This window comes from Roseobacter weihaiensis, from assembly GCF_020622345.1.
Classification (GTDB): Bacteria; Pseudomonadota; Alphaproteobacteria; order Rhodobacterales; family Rhodobacteraceae; genus Roseobacter; species Roseobacter weihaiensis.
Window position 1 is genome coordinate 90,931 of the sequence record NZ_JACNMO010000001.1, and the last position, 13,907, is coordinate 104,837.

The following is a 13,907-nucleotide window of genomic DNA, read 5'->3' on the forward strand; positions in this document are numbered from 1 at the left end:
TTTGCGCCCGTCAGGGAGGATCTGGCGCAAATATCTTTCCAGACTTAGCTGGCTTTAGCTGCTTTTTTGACAGCGGCGGTTGCTTCATTTGTCGCTTTTTTGACAGCGGCAGAAGCATCTTCGCCCATGTCTTTTCCAGCGGCCATCATCAGCTCAACCGTGTCCATCTGGGCTTTTTTCGCAATCTCGGCGAAAGCGGCCATGTGCTCTGCGGCGGACTCCGAGTAGGCGGAGGCAAAGTCTGTGACCGCTTTTGCGTAGTCGGCAGGGTCTGCCTTGGCTTTGGACATCTCGGACAGCTTGGTCAGTGTGTCCTGCGCCCATTTGCTGGAGATGTCTGTCGATTTCTCAGCAGCGGTCAATGCAACAGCAGAGAGTTTTTCGTTCAGTGTTGCAGATGTTTTGAACGCATCTTCGAACGCGGATGCATCCACCGGGAACGCGCCCATTACGTCTTTGAACATTGCGGACATATCAGGTGTCTTGCTCATTTTAATATCCTTTCATCGCCTTCCGAGGACATCTCGGCTCTTTGCGTCTGATATGAATATAGATGCTGCAGTGCAGCATTGCAAGCATTTTTTCTGCACTGCAGCATAAATTGGCACCGCGGTGCAGAAATCCAAGTTTTATCAGAGCGTTGCCTTGATCGCGACATAGGTGCCGGGGGCATCACACAAGGCAGGATGCGTGGAATCACCCGGAATACGGGCCTTGGTTTTGCGGCCGGAGCGCTTTTTCAGCCAGCCGCCCCAGTTGGGCCACCATGATCCTTCATGAAAGCGCGCCCCTGACAGCCAATCCCTATATTCAAGGCTCATGTCAGGGTTCATGTAATGCCCGTATTTGTTTCTGCTCGGCGGGTTGACGATCCCGGCGATATGGCCTGACTGCGCCATGATAAAGGTCTTGTCTTTCGATCCCATCTGCTGGATGCCGCGATAGCTGTCCTTCCAGGCCGCGATGTGATCGGTCTCGCAGGCCACGGCGCAAAGCGGCAGGTCAATGTCGCCAAGGGTGAGCTTGTGGCCCAGAAGTTCAAACCCGCCATCGGCGAGTTCATTGCGCTGACACAGGCCCCGCAAGTACTGCATGGCCATCTTGCCCGGCAGATTGGCCCCGTCGCCATTCCAGTAGAGCAGGTCAAAGGCCGGCGGTGTCTGTCCCATCATGTAGCTTTTGATCGCGGGCCCGTAGATCAGGTCGTTGGACCGCAGGAATGAAAAGGTGCGCGCCATGATGACCGAGGGCAAAACCCCCTTATCCGCGATCTCCGCCTCGATCCCGTCAATGAAATCATCCGTCAGAAAGGGTGTGAATTCTCCCTGATCCGAAAAATCCGTCAGGGCGGTGAAAAACGTGGCAGACTTGATCGGTTTCTCGCCGCGCTGCTTGAGCAACGACAGTGTCAGCGCAAGCGTCGTACCCGCAATACAGTATCCTACCGCATTGATCTGCTTTTCTCCGGTGATCTCTTGTACTTCCCGAATGGCGGCCAGGTAGCCGTCCTCGATGTAGTCCTCCATCCCGATGTCGTTGTAGGTCGGGTCGGGGTTGATCCACGAGACGATGAAAACCGTGTGCCCCTGCTCCACCAGCCATTTCACGAGGCTGTTCTGCTCTTTCAGATCAAGGATGTAGAACTTGTTGATCCAGGGCGGAAAGATCACCAGCGGCGTTTTGTAGACCTCTTCAGTCACCGGGGCGTATTGCACCAGCTCCATCATCCGGTTCCGGTAGACCACCTTTCCCGGTGAGGTTGCGATATTATGCCCAAGTTTGAAAGCGTCCTCATCCGCCAGTTTGACCACCAGCTCGCCCTTGTTCGCCTCCAGATCGCTGATGAGGTTTTCGAGCCCCTGCACAAGGCTCTGTCCTTCGGTCTCGATCGCCTTTTCCAGCGCGTCGGGATTGGTCGCCAGGAAGTTTGTGGGGGACATCATATCGATGATTTGCTTGGCAAAGTAATTGAGCCGGTTCTTTTCCACCGGCTCCAGATCGGTCACATCCTCTACGGCTTTGGCCAGCGCCTGCGCGTTGATGAGATACTGCTGCTTGACATAATTGAAATAGGGGTGGGTGTCCCACAGAGGGTTTGCAAAACGTTTATCTGTGGGGCCGGTGTCTTCGGGCGCCTGGAGCTTGCCTTTGGCCAGCGTTTGCTGCACCTGCACAAAGTGTTTCATCGTCTCTGACCAATAGCTCATCTGGTGTTCCAGAACCTTGGCGGGATTGTTCACCATCTCTGCCCAATAGACATGAGCCGCACGGCCAAAAAGCCCTTGATTCGGGCCATCCAGCGCGGCGTTATGACCTTGCTTATTTAAAAAAACACGCTGCAAACGTTCAGACAACGCCTCAACTTTTTTGAGGTTCTGGGTCATTTTCTCAAGCGTTTCCCCGGTTGGGGTAACGCTTGCGTCACTTTCTGTTGTCATCTGAAGTTTTCCCTCCTATGTTTGCAGGTGCAGCATTACGTCGTTGGCTTTCAGGGGGCGAAGCGACTTACTGTCTCGGATTTGTCCGGGCATTTGATGAAGGAGACCCCTATGCGCTTCATGGCCACCTACGACCTCATGGAAACGATCCGAAATACGAACCAGTGGCTGGGCGCATCCGCGCTCGCTATGGGATCATACCCCGCCTTTGCGCTAATACCAAACCCTGCTTTCAGCTGGCTGACCGCCTGGGGTGAAGTAACCGAACGCACCTTTCAGCGGATGATTGTGAAGCCGGATTGGAACATCCCGCCGGTCCCGTCACAGGACGCACAAGACCACCTTGTTTCCACGGAGATTGTGGTTCAAAAGGCCTTTGGCGACTTGCTGCATTTTGTGGTTGCGGACCGTCCCGTCCCCAAGCGCAAAGTGCTGCTGGTGGCCCCCATGTCCGGGCATTATGCGACGCTCTTGCGGTCCACCGTGATAAGCTTGCTGCCCGATGCCGATCTCTACATCACGGATTGGCACAACGCGCGCGACATCCCCGTCAGCGCGGGCAAGTTCGATATCGAAGACTACACCCTCTATCTCGTCGACTTCCTGCGGGAGCTTGGCCCTGACACCCACGTGATTGCGGTCTGTCAGCCCGCTCCACTGGCGTTGGCGGCAACGGCCTATCTGGCCGAAGAGGACCCGTCTGCGCAGCCGCGCAGCCTGACCCTGATCGGGGGCCCGGTCAACCCGGACGCCACCCCCACGGATGTAACTGATTTCGGGCGCCGCGTGACAATGGGCCAGCTCGAGGAGATGATGATCCAGCGGGTCGGCTTCAAGTATTCCGGCGTCGGGCGCATGGTCTATCCGGGGTTGCTGCAGCTCAGCTCGTTCATCTCGATGAACGGCGAAACCCATGCAAAGGCTTTCGTCAATCAGATCACGCGGGTGGCACAGGGCGAAGCCGCGGACCACGACAAGCACAACAAGTTCTATGATGAATATCTCGCCGTGATGGACATGACCGCAGAGTTTTACCTCTCCACCGTAGAGCGGATCTTCAAAAATCTCGAAATTGCGAAAAACGAATTCACTGTTGCGGGCAAAAAAGTTGATATCGGCAAGATCACGACGGTCGCTGTAAAGACAGTCGAAGGATCGAATGACGACATCTCTGCTCCCGGCCAATGTGTTGCCGCGCTTGATCTCTGCACTGGCCTGCCGGCAGAGAAAAAGGCAAACCATCTGGAAGAGGGTGCGGGGCATTACGGTATTTTCGCAGGCAAGAGCTGGCGTCGGAATATCCGCCCGCTGGTTCTGGATTTCATTGATGCCAACAGCGCAGCCCCGACGCCGAAAGCCGCAGGCAAAACCAAAAAGGCAGCCAATAAAAACGCGGCCGCCTGAGATCAGGCCCTTTACCGCAACACGTAAGGCTGGGACATCCAGTCGCGCAGCGCCTTTGTGGTCTCTTCGGGCTGTTCAAGAGGTGGCAAGTGACCCGCATTGTCCAGCACCTTGAGCGTGGCATAGGGGATCAACTCCGCCATAAATTCATGCCGTTTGACAGGGCAAAGCGCGTCATGCGCCCCGCAGAGCACCAAGGTGGGCACCTTGCACTTGCGCAGCGTCGTCTGCTGATCCGGGCGGCGCTGCAGCGCGCGTGACTGCCGCACGAAGACCTCCGGTCCCAGCGTGTCGGCCATCTCCATCACCAGGTTGAGCACCTCTGTCTGACGTGGCCCCGGGGCCAGGTAATTTGGCTTCATCTCGTCACGCATCACGTCCAGCATCCGCCCTGCCCGGGCCGCGACAATCTGCGGCTCGCGGGCGGCGGCGATTTGCGGGGTCTCGGCCAGCGGGTTGGTGTCCATCAGCGCAAGCCGCGTGACGCGATCAGGCGCGCGCCGCAAAAGCTCCATCGCGACAATCCCGCCCATGCTCAGCCCGGCCAGGGCAAACTTACGCGGCAACTGATCGAGGAGGTTTGACGCGATCTCCTCGACCCGTTCCCCTTGTGTGATCGGGGCGACCATAACGGCAGTATCCGCGGACAGCTCGGCGATCTGCGGGCCAAAGAGACGCGCATCGCACATCATACCGGGCAACAAAACCAGGGGTTCAGCCATCCGTGCTGACCCTGACGTCAGGCGAAAATAGATGTGTCATCGGGGACCTTGTACTGCTCAGTTGCTTTTGGAAGAGTGTTACCCGCATAACGCGTCCTGGCAAACCCGGTTATCCCCCCACACCGGCAACAGACCGCCGGTCGTTCAGGTCCGCGCCTTGGCCAGAACCTCTTTCAAAACCTCCACGATCAGACCAAGGCAGGGGCCGTCCGAGAAGCGGTGATCGGCGTCTTTCACCAGCGTCAACTGCATATCCGGACAGGTGGCGTGGTCCAGAAGGCGCAACGCGGTCTCGGTGCTGACTGCGGTGTCCGCCGTGCCCTGCAGGCAGCGCACCGGGCACGGAAGCGTTAGCGGGCTGCGCAGCACGAGGTTGCGGCGCCCGTCTTCAATCATGCGGCGCGTCACGATGTAGGGTTCCATGTAGTCCGATGGCAGCTCAACGCGCCCCTCATTCATCACTTGTGTCCTTTGCGCATCCGAAAACCCCGCCCAATACCCATCTTCGGTAAAATCGGGCGCGGCGGCAATCGTCACCATGCCCGCCATCCGCGCGGCCAGCCTTTTGGCCAGCAACAGCGCCTGCCACCCCCCCATCGAGGATCCGACCGGCACAATCGGCCCATCCGTCAGAGCAGAAATAATCTCATAGCTGTCCTGTGCCCAATCGCCGATACAGCCCTCCTCAAACCGGCCCGAGGACTGCCCGTGCCCGGAATAGTCAAACCGCAAAAACGCACGGCCCTGACGTTTTGCCCACGCCTCCAGGTGCAGCGCCTTGGTGCCTTCCATGTCGGATTTCAGACCGCCCAGAAACACGATCCAGGGACCGCCCCCGGGGCTGCGGTGATAGGCCAGCCGCCGTCCGTTCGGGCTGTCAAAGAATTCTGCTGTGGTCACGAGAGGTTTCCTTTTTCAACGATCATGCGCGCAAGCAGATCACCGCTGCAATCCCCCGATTTCAGATTTTATACGTTACTATATTGTCACGTGACTAGTTAGTAACTTATAAGATCTCTCATGGATTCGATTTTCAAAGCTCTGGCCGATCCGACACGCCGCGCATTGCTTGACAGCCTGCGGGCCAAACCCGGGCAGAGCCTGCTCGACCTGCAGGGACAGCTCGATATGTCGCGCTTTGGCGTGATGAAGCACCTGGGCGTGCTGGAAGAGGCCAAGCTGATCGTGACCCATCGGAAAGGCCGGTTCAAATACCACTACCTGAATGCCCTGCCCCTGCAGGACGCAATAGATCGCTGGATCGAGCCCTTGCTCGAACAACCGGCGGCACGAGCGGTGATCAATCTCAAAACTCAACTTGAAGGGACACCCAAGATGTCAAAACCCGATTTCATGATGCAAACCTACATCCACTGCACCCAGGACGCCCTGTGGCATGCGCTGACCGATCCGGAGGCCAATGCAGCGTTCAATTTCGTGGCCGGAAGCTGCGTGCGCGAGGACAACAAACTGATCCTGAAGTTCGAGGATGGCCGCAAGATGTTGGTCCTGACCGAAACGCAGCTGACCCCAAAAACACGGATCGAGAGCACCTTTGAGCCGCATTGGGCGGGGCCAGATGTCCAGCTGGACCAGTCCCGGTTTGTCTATCTGATCGAGCCGCAGGGCGACAACTGTCTGCTGACGCTGGAGCATTTCGACATTCCAGCCGGTCAGGAAGGCGTTGCGGATGGCTGGCACAGAACGCTTGCAGGGCTCAAAACATGGCTCGAGACCGGTCAGACCATCAAGTTTGCGCATGCCGAGATGGAGGCCTGACCTGTGGAACCGGCAACGTTGTCGACCGAACTGGGTATTGTCGTGATGCTGGCAGTTTTTGCCGCCTCCCTGTGGATCTCGTACATCGTGGGGGTCAACACGTATCCGCAGGCTGGCATTGATCCCTTCGCCCGCCCTGCCCCGCTGGTTGGATTTCGGGATTGGGTCCACCGTGCGCACCGCGCACATCTGAACCTGCTGGAGCAGCTGTTGCCCTTTGCAGTCCTTGTCCCTTGTCCTGATCGTGGACCGGTTGGATGGGTACTCACCGCTCACCTACTGGACGGCGATTGCATTTTTCGGGCTCAGGGTGGGACATGCCGCAGGGATGATCTCGGGGGTTGCGTGATTTCCGCTGCGCCCGATCCTGTTCACCGGCGGGTGGGTGTGCTGCCTGTTGATGGCCTGCGCCGCATACGCGGCGTAAACACAGCAGCCCGGCGTGACTAGCCGCTGACGTAAGGGGTCGCGCCGGGACGGTAAAATATCTTTTGATTATGCAAACGGCCCAGCAGCTCTTCATTTTCGCGCTGGTCGGCCTCGATGACACTGACAGACTCCATATTAGCAGGGTTTTCATCAGACAAAGCCCGGCGCATCTTGCACAACTCGCGAGACCGCGCCCGCAAGGCCTCTTCGATGAGATCGACATCATGAATGCTCAGTTCGAAAGTTTTATTGTACCGTGCCATTGCAGTCCTCTTTTGAACGCCCGGTTTCCGATTGGAAACATGTCGGAAATACCACACGAGATGTCGCAGTCAACGTATTCTTCGGTATACAGCCCTCAGCGGCTTGACAGCCTGTCTGCGCAGGTTCATTCACCTCCCAAATACCCGCAACCGGGCGTCTCGTAGGCGCCAAACCGACGAGGAGCGCCCGAGATGGCCCCAAAAGACAGTGTAATCTCCCTCACCTTTCCCGATGGCAATGCACGTGAGTACAACGCTGGCGTGACCGCAGGCGATGTGGCGGCCAGCATCTCCACCTCGCTGCGCAAGAAAGCCATCTCGGCCACCGTGAACGGCGCGCATTACGATCTGGCCTGGCCAATCGACGCAGACGCCTCCATCGCCATCCACACCATGGCGGATGAAGAGCAGGCCAATGAGCTCGTGCGACACGACCTTGCCCATATCATGGCCCGCGCAGTGCAGGAGATCTGGCCGGACACCAAGGTCACCATCGGCCCGGTGATCGAGAACGGCTGGTATTACGACTTCGACCGGGCGGAGCCCTTCACCCCCGAAGACCTCGGCCTCATCGAGAAAAAGATGAAGGAAATCATCAACAAGCGTGACCCCGTGCGCACCGAAGTCTGGGACCGCGCCCGCGCGATCAAGCACTATGAGGACCTGGGCGAGCCCTACAAGGTCGAGCTGATCGAGGCGATCCCGGGCGATGAGCCGCTGCGCATGTACTGGCACGGCGACTGGCAGGATCTCTGCCGTGGTCCGCACCTGCAGCACACCGGTCAGGTCCCGGGTGATGCCTTCAAGCTGATGTCCATTGCGGGCGCCTATTGGCGTGGCGACAGCGACCGCGCGATGCTGCAACGGATTTATGGCGTGGCCTTCACCGGCAAGGAGAAGCTGCGCGCGCATCTCAACATGCTGGAAGAGGCCGCCAAGCGCGACCACCGCAAGCTGGGCCGCGAGATGGACCTCTACCACATGCAGGAGGAGGCGCCGGGCCAGGTCTTCTGGCACCCCAACGGCTGGACCATCTACACCACTCTGCAGGACTACATGCGCCGCAAGCAGCGCGCAGGCGGCTACCGCGAGATCAACACCCCGCAGGTCGTGAACCGCAAGCTCTGGGAAGCCTCGGGTCACTGGGAGAAATACCAGGAGCACATGTTCATCGTTGAGGTGGAGGAGGAGCACGCGGCTGAGAAAGCCGTGAACGCGCTGAAACCGATGAACTGCCCCTGCCACGTGCAGGTGTTCAATCAGGGCCTCAAGTCCTATCGCGACCTGCCGCTGCGCCTGGCCGAGTTCGGCGCCTGCACCCGATATGAGCCCTCAGGCGCGCTGCACGGCATCATGCGCGTGCGCGGGTTCACGCAGGACGATGCGCATATCTTCTGCACCGAAGATCAGATCGAGGCGGAATGCGCGAAGTTCATCAATTTCCTCGCCGATATCTATGATGATCTGGGGTTCGAGAAGTTCGAGATCAAATTCGCCACCCGGCCTGAAAAGCGCGTGGGTAGCGACGAGAGCTGGGATCACGTCGAAGGCGCGCTGGAGGCCGCGATCAAGGCCACCGGGCGCGAGTTTACCCTGGAGCCCGGAGATGGTGCCTTTTACGGCCCCAAGCTTGACTTCTACCTGACCGACGCCATCGGCCGGGTCTGGCAGTGTGGCACCTTTCAGGTGGATCCGAACCTGCCCGAGCGTCTGGGCGCCACCTATATCGGCGAGGACGGCGGCAAGCATCGGCCCTACATGCTGCACCGCGCCTGTCTGGGATCCTTCGAGCGGTTCATCGGCATCCTGATCGAGAACTCGGCGGGCAAGCTGCCCTTCTGGCTGGCCCCCCGGCAGGTGGTCGTGGCCTCGATCATCTCGGATGCGGATGACTATGTGGTGGAGGTTGTGGACGCGCTGAAAGCCGCAGGTGTGCGCGCCGAGGCCGATCTGCGGAACGAAAAAATCAACTACAAGGTCCGCGAACACTCCGTTGGGAAAGTACCGGTTATTCTGGCCGTCGGGGCCCGTGAAGTCGAACAGCGGACAGTCACGCTGCGGCGCCTCGGGGAGAAAAAGACCTCGGTCGAGTCGTTGAACGCTGTAACACAAGCCTTGGGTCGCGAGGCAACGCCTCCTGATCTTTTGTAACAAAACAACCGGCTTCACCGTAAAATCGGAAAACTCAGGTGAATTTGAAACATTTTGCCTGAGTTTTTCGAATTTCCCCGCCAATCACTCACCCTTTGCTGACACAGATGTGACACACAGGCTCGTGAATGGTATGTTGGACGAGCTTTGTTACAACTAGCGGGCAACTGACCGACAGGTCGCAAATAAGGGAAAGAATAGATGTCAAACACGATGAAAACCGTTGCAATCGCAAGTGCCGTGGCTGCCGCCTTTGTTGCGCAGTCGACAACTGCACAAGCTGCCGCCAAGGAAAAATGCTACGGTGTTTCCGTTGCTGGTGCGAACGACTGCGCCGCCGGCCCTGGCACAACCTGCGCTGGCACATCTACGGTTGACTACCAAGGCAACGCATGGACGCTGGTCGACGCAGGCACCTGCGCAGAAATTGAACTGCCCGATATGGCCGATGGCACACCGCGTCAGGGCTCGCTCGAAGAGCTTGAGCGCGACCTGCCGGCATAACTGAAACAAGTGGTGCGCCCGACGGTCAGTCCGCCGGGCGCCGCTTTTGAAATAGTCGGCTGACCGCAATATCCGGAGAGCCCAATGCTTGACACATCCCAAGGATCTGACCGCCTGCCTCTGGCGCCGGGCGTTGGATACAAATCCCAACATTTCAACGATGTGATGGAAGATCCCGGCCCCGTGGCCTGGCTCGAAATCCATGCCGAGAACTACATGGGCGATGGTGGCAGGCCCCACGCGCAACTGCGCGCGCTAAGGGAGCGGTTTGCCCTCTCTGTGCATGGTGTCGGGCTCAGCATTGGCGGCGCGGACCCTTTGGACAAGGCACATCTGACGCGGCTCAAGGACCTTGTCGCGTGGACAAAACCTGCCAGCTTTTCAGAGCACCTGGCCTGGTCAACGCATGGGGCCGAGTTCCTAAACGATCTTTTGCCCCTGCCCTACACGAACGCGACGCTTGACCGCGTGGCAGACCATATAGATGAGGTGCAGGAAACGCTGGGCTGCCAGATGCTCTTGGAAAACCCGTCAAGCTACCTGGCCTTTGCAGAAAGCACCTGGAGCGAGACTGATTTTCTCGCCAAATTGGTCAGACGTACCGGTTGTGGGCTTTTGCTCGATGTCAACAACGTCTTCATTTCGGCCACCAATCTGGGATATTCACCCCAGGGCTATATCGATGCCTATCCGCTTGCCGCCGTTGGGGAAATCCATGTCGGCGGGCATGACGAAGACACCGACGATCATGGCGCGCCACTCTTGATCGACAGCCATAGCAAACCGGTGGTCGACCCGGTTTGGGGGCTGTTGGCGTATGCGCTGGCAAAGACCGGTCCGCGCCCCGTGCTGGTCGAATGGGATACGGATGTCCCCGACTGGTCCACCCTTCGGGCAGAGGCCAACCGGGCAGCGCGCGCATTGATCCCTGCGTCATGACTGTTACCCAATCAGGTTTCAGGAACGCTCTGATAGACGCAGATCTTGCAGTGCCCGAAGGCCTGAAAGATGGCCGGGGCGCCCCCGCCGGAGCGCGCTTTGCCGTCTATAGAAATAATGTCGTGCTGTCGCTGACCGAAGCGCTCTCTACAGGCTTCCCGCTGGTGCATAAACTGCTGGGAAGCCAGACGTTTGATCGTTTGGCAGGTGTTTTCGTCCGCGCCCATCCCCCCCGGTCACCACTGATGATGCACTATGGCGCAGCGCTGCCAGATTTCCTGGATAGCTTCGAGCCTTTAGCGCATATTGGGTATCTGTCGGACTGTGCGCGGCTCGATCTGGCGATACGCAGATCCTATCACGCCGGCGATGCTGAGCCACTTGATCCCCTCCGGCTGCAACAAGACCCACGCGCTGTGATGGCATTGCAGATATCGCCGAGCCCCGCGACCCAGGTTCTCTGCTCAAACTGGCCGCTCTTCGACATCTGGCGCTTCAACATGATACCGGATGCGCCCAAGCCCGAAGCGGTTCCGCAGGACGTGATGGTGACGCGCGCCGATTTTGATCCCCAGCCTCACCTTTTGCCTTCAGGGGCGGCTCTTTGGCTTGACGCCTTGACCGCAGGTCACAGCCTTGGTGCCGCCAGCGAAAAAGCGGCCGCCACGCACCCCACGTTCGATCTGGCCTCTACCCTGACGCTGGCGCTCAGCACTGCCGCGCTGACGGAAAACACGACAAAGGAAATACAATGATTACGCTATACTCCACCCTCACCGATCGCCTCTCCCGAGCTGATTGGGTCCTCACGACGCTGGCGCGTCTTGTCTTTGCAGGTACGCTGCTGATGTATTTCTGGGTGTCTGGCATGACAAAGCTTGGCGATGGAGCACTGGGGGTTTTCCAACCCTCCGTTGGCGCATATGCACAGATCTTTCCCAAAGCCATGGAAGCGGTCACCTTTGACATCACACAGTTGTCGCTTTGGCACTGGGCTGTTGTCACGGCCGGAACCCTGGCGGAGTTCATCCTGCCCGCTCTGATCGTGATCGGCCTGCTGACCCGCCTGTCTGCCCTGGGCATGATTGGCTTTCTTGTCGTGCAGTCACTGACCGACCTCTACGGTCACGGCGGCTTTGAACACACGGAGACTTTCGGCGCATGGTTCGACCGCTTTCCCGACAGTGTCATTCTGGACCAGCGGGCCTTCTGGGTCTTTTTGCTGCTGGTGATTGTCATCAAAGGCGCCGGGCCCCTGTCGCTCGATAACGCGCTGCGCCGCCGCACGGCAGAAGCCTGAATGCGAAGGGCCCGTCAGGCCGCTCCCAGAGCGGCCCGCACTTCTGCGGTCCAACCCAGATACATCCGGTCTTCATCGACAATCAGAGGGCGTTTCATCAAGGCAGGATACGCCTTGATCAGCGCCAGCGGTGGCCCGGTGCGCTCTTGATCAGATAGTCCCCGCCAGGTCGTTGATCGCGTGTTTAAAAGGGCGTCCCCAAAGGTTGCATGGGCGGCTCCCAATACTTCGGACGGCACCCCCTCCGACCGCACATCTAACAGTTGCGCAGTCGGCAAAGCTTTCAGCGCTTTGCGGCATGTATCACAGTTTTTCAGCCCGTAAAGTTGCATAATTATTCCCCGCTTCATCTCTGTCCTAAAGCAGTTTTGATCGGTTTACACGGCCAGTGGGTTGATTTTTTCCAACAAAGTACAATCTTCTTAATCGTACTGCAGGTTCGGATTACATCCGGTTGCGCTGGAAAGAAGACAACGTCGATCAAGGGACGTTGTGGCAATGTAAAAGGAGGCCCGGAACAGATGCCAACTGGCACCGTTAAGTGGTTTAACACAACCAAAGGCTATGGTTTCATAGCACCCGAAGGCGGGGGATCTGACGTTTTTGTTCACATTTCCGCCGTTGAACGTTCTGGACTAACAGGGCTCGCAGACGACCAAAAAGTCAGTTTCGAGCTCAGCGAAGGCCGCGACGGCCGACAAATGGCAAGTGATCTCAAGCTTCTTTAAACCTGACAGCTCAGCCTATGAGACGGTGCATGCAAGCGACATGCACCGATATACCGTGTAAGTGCCCTGCGTTGACCGACGCAACGACGGCATCAAACAGCGATGTTGAAGATCCAGATGGCACAGCATACTTCCCGTCCTAGGTCTGGCGCAACGCGTTTTTTTGTGACGCGCCTACTGTGTCATGCGTATTTTCTGCGACCCGTGGATCAAAGAATAGGCCGCATTTAGAGGCAGCTTTTTTGAACAATCCCTGCAGTGGATCCATTATTGTTGCGCAAAAAGCCGCTACACCACAATTTTGCTCAAAAGAAACCAGAACTCGATCCTTTTCCCGACACGCGCCCGCTCTAGACAGATTCCACACAATTTGGTGATCATAGAAAGAGTGCCCGCGCTATGAAGTATGTTTTTACTCCCCGTCCGCTGCCTGGTCTGCCCGCCTTAACACGTCATCTGCGCGCTTTTCGAGCCAGTGAGAGCGGCGCGACAACCACAGATTTTGTGATCATGGCTGCTATGGGCGTCGCGCTGGCGGCCGTAACGGTCGCCATGACGCGCGATGGCGCCGAGGTCAGCACAACCAAAACAGCGGCATCTTTGGAGCAGAACAATACGACGATGTTCGGAAAGCTCAGGGAAGGGCAACGGGCAGTGGCCCGCGAATTCAACAGCGCGCAGGACGACAATTCCTACTCGGGCGAATACAACGGCCAAGACTCTTATAACTCAGGCCAGCAATCCTCAGATAACGGAGAGGCCGGTGGCGGGCAGAACGGCGGGGCGACCGGATCCGACGCCGAGACAGGCGATCAGGAAACCGCAGATGCGGACCAGAATTCCGAGGATGCCGGGACTGAAACCGCAGACACAGCGACGGATGCTGGCGATACCAATCCCAGCGGGACGGACACAGCCTCCAACGGAGGCAGTGACGCGGACAATGACAATGAGGACAATGATCGTGGGGACGGTGGCGGCGACGGTGATTTCGCCGAGCTGGAAGAAGAGGAGGAAGACAGGGCGAAGCGCTGTACCCCCGGTCGCGAGCGGAAGGGCGAATGCTGAGAGGCTTTTCCCTGCGCGCGGGCAAGTTGCTCACCATGGCCCGAGCATTCTCGTTACCTGAAAGTGATCCTCTCGGTTGAGACATCTGGCTTCAGAACTGAAAGGAATGGCCTTCTGGACACGGCCCGGAGATACAAGCGGCGCCGTCAATTGGCCCCAGCGCGTCTCAACCGATGGGGTGA

Annotated in this window: 16 protein-coding genes; 10 read left to right on the forward strand and 6 right to left on the reverse strand. The window is 58.2% G+C overall.

Features of this window, described 5'->3' with window-relative positions; genetic code table 11:
• Positions 1–44 precede the first annotated feature (44 nt).
• Positions 45–491: a phasin family protein gene (locus H7847_RS00470; RefSeq protein WP_227267419.1), complete on the reverse strand. Its 447-nt coding sequence runs from the start codon at positions 489–491 to the stop codon at positions 45–47.
• A 141-nt stretch (positions 492–632) separates the two neighbouring features.
• Positions 633–2,438 (reverse strand): PHA/PHB synthase family protein, encoded by a 1,806-nt coding sequence (locus tag H7847_RS00475; RefSeq protein WP_227267420.1) that lies wholly within the window; start codon positions 2,436–2,438, stop codon positions 633–635.
• 111 nt (positions 2,439–2,549) lie between these two features.
• Here H7847_RS00475 and phaZ point away from each other — a divergent pair, with 111 nt between their 5' ends.
• The gene (gene phaZ / locus H7847_RS00480; protein ID WP_227267421.1) at positions 2,550–3,842 is read left to right on the forward strand and encodes a polyhydroxyalkanoate depolymerase; all 1,293 of its coding nucleotides are present in this window, start codon (positions 2,550–2,552) and stop codon (positions 3,840–3,842) included.
• 11 nt (positions 3,843–3,853) lie between these two features.
• On the opposite strand, the gene H7847_RS00485 is transcribed toward phaZ, so the two are convergent.
• The gene (locus H7847_RS00485; protein ID WP_227267422.1) at positions 3,854–4,564 is read right to left on the reverse strand and encodes an alpha/beta fold hydrolase; all 711 of its coding nucleotides are present in this window, start codon (positions 4,562–4,564) and stop codon (positions 3,854–3,856) included.
• A gap of 144 nt (positions 4,565–4,708) precedes the next feature.
• Complete coding sequence (locus tag H7847_RS00490) at positions 4,709–5,464, reverse strand: alpha/beta fold hydrolase (RefSeq protein ID WP_227267423.1); 756 nt, start codon at positions 5,462–5,464, stop codon at positions 4,709–4,711.
• A 120-nt stretch (positions 5,465–5,584) separates the two neighbouring features.
• Between H7847_RS00490 and H7847_RS00495 the strand changes: the two genes are divergently transcribed.
• Entirely contained in the window at positions 5,585–6,343 is a 759-nt protein-coding gene (locus H7847_RS00495; protein ID WP_227267424.1) for an ArsR/SmtB family transcription factor, read from the forward strand.
• Positions 6,344–6,346: 3 nt separating this feature from the next.
• Positions 6,347–6,793, forward strand: a complete 447-nt coding sequence (locus tag H7847_RS00500) for an MAPEG family protein (RefSeq protein ID WP_227267425.1) — start codon at positions 6,347–6,349, stop codon at positions 6,791–6,793.
• Here the strand turns inward: H7847_RS00500 and H7847_RS00505 are convergent.
• Positions 6,790–7,035 (reverse strand): hypothetical protein, encoded by a 246-nt coding sequence (locus tag H7847_RS00505; protein WP_227267426.1) that lies wholly within the window; start codon positions 7,033–7,035, stop codon positions 6,790–6,792. The two genes, H7847_RS00500 and H7847_RS00505, sit on opposite strands and share 4 nt — an antisense overlap.
• Positions 7,036–7,227: 192 nt before the next feature.
• On the opposite strand from H7847_RS00505, the gene thrS reads away from it, so the two are divergent.
• From thrS to H7847_RS00530, 5 genes are all read left to right on the forward strand, one after another.
• On the forward strand, positions 7,228–9,186 hold the full coding sequence (thrS, locus tag H7847_RS00510; protein WP_227267427.1) for a threonine--tRNA ligase: 1,959 nt from the start codon (positions 7,228–7,230) through the stop codon (positions 9,184–9,186).
• 201 nt (positions 9,187–9,387) lie between these two features.
• Positions 9,388–9,690: a BufA1 family periplasmic bufferin-type metallophore gene (locus H7847_RS00515; RefSeq protein ID WP_227267428.1), complete on the forward strand. Its 303-nt coding sequence runs from the start codon at positions 9,388–9,390 to the stop codon at positions 9,688–9,690.
• 84 nt (positions 9,691–9,774) lie between these two features.
• Positions 9,775–10,629 carry an MNIO family bufferin maturase gene (bufB, locus tag H7847_RS00520; RefSeq protein ID WP_227267429.1) on the forward strand — a complete coding sequence of 285 codons (855 nt, stop codon included), beginning with the start codon at positions 9,775–9,777 and terminating at the stop codon, positions 10,627–10,629.
• Positions 10,626–11,384, forward strand: a complete 759-nt coding sequence (locus tag H7847_RS00525; RefSeq protein ID WP_227267430.1) for an HvfC/BufC family peptide modification chaperone — start codon at positions 10,626–10,628, stop codon at positions 11,382–11,384. The genes bufB and H7847_RS00525 overlap by 4 nt, the downstream gene beginning before the upstream one ends.
• Positions 11,381–11,929, forward strand: a complete 549-nt coding sequence (locus H7847_RS00530; protein WP_227267431.1) for a DoxX family protein — start codon at positions 11,381–11,383, stop codon at positions 11,927–11,929. The genes H7847_RS00525 and H7847_RS00530 overlap by 4 nt, the downstream gene beginning before the upstream one ends.
• 14 nt (positions 11,930–11,943) lie before the next feature.
• Here the strand turns inward: H7847_RS00530 and H7847_RS00535 are convergent, their stop codons facing one another.
• Positions 11,944–12,261: an arsenate reductase family protein gene (locus tag H7847_RS00535; RefSeq protein ID WP_227267432.1), complete on the reverse strand. Its 318-nt coding sequence runs from the start codon at positions 12,259–12,261 to the stop codon at positions 11,944–11,946.
• A gap of 189 nt (positions 12,262–12,450) precedes the next feature.
• On the opposite strand from H7847_RS00535, the gene H7847_RS00540 reads away from it, so the two are divergent.
• The gene (locus H7847_RS00540; RefSeq protein WP_227267433.1) at positions 12,451–12,657 is read left to right on the forward strand and encodes a cold-shock protein; all 207 of its coding nucleotides are present in this window, start codon (positions 12,451–12,453) and stop codon (positions 12,655–12,657) included.
• 510 nt (positions 12,658–13,167) lie between these two features.
• Positions 13,168–13,725, forward strand: a complete 558-nt coding sequence (locus tag H7847_RS00545; RefSeq protein WP_227267434.1) for a hypothetical protein — start codon at positions 13,168–13,170, stop codon at positions 13,723–13,725.
• Positions 13,726–13,907 lie beyond the last annotated feature (182 nt).